This is a genomic window from Candidatus Symbiopectobacterium sp. NZEC135 (assembly GCF_025962695.1).
Genome location: NZ_JAGFPF010001403.1, coordinates 1 through 558, shown reverse-complemented (window position 1 = coordinate 558; position 558 = coordinate 1). Strand labels below are relative to the sequence as shown.

The following is a 558-nucleotide window of genomic DNA, read 5'->3' as shown; positions in this document are numbered from 1 at the left end:
TTGTTGATGACCGTGGGCGAAGATCGCGCGGCAGAGGTATTTACCCACCTCTCCACGCGTGAAGTGCAGCATTTAAGTACGGCAATGGCGAATTTGCGCCAAGTCTCACCGCAACAATTGGCGGAAGTACTCAAAGAGTTCGAAATTGAAGCAGATCAATACGCCGCGCTGAGCGTCAATGCCGGTGATTATCTGCGCTCGGTACTGGTGAAAGCACTCGGCGAAGAGCGCGCATCCAGCCTGTTGGAGGATATTCTTGAAAGCCGCGAAACCAGCGGCGGCATCGAAACCCTCAACTTTATGGAGCCGCAAACTGCCGCAGATGTCATCCGCGACGAGCACCCGCAGATCATCGCAACCATCCTGGTGCATTTAAAACGGGCGCAGGCTGCCGATATTCTGGCGCTGTTCGATGAGCGACTGCGTAACGATGTCATGCTGCGTATCGCCACCTTCGGCGGCGTTCAGCCTTCGGCGTTGGCAGAACTGACCGAAGTGTTGAATGGCTTGCTGGATGGTCAGAACGTGAAACGCAGCAAAATGGGCGGTGTTCGTACT

The 558-nt window shown here is 55.2% G+C and carries 1 protein-coding gene; it reads left to right on the top strand.

Features of this window, described 5'->3' with window-relative positions; translation table 11 throughout:
- The coding region (fliG, locus tag J5224_RS34510; protein WP_264629328.1) for a flagellar motor switch protein FliG at positions 1-558 on the top strand (558 nt) is incomplete at both ends.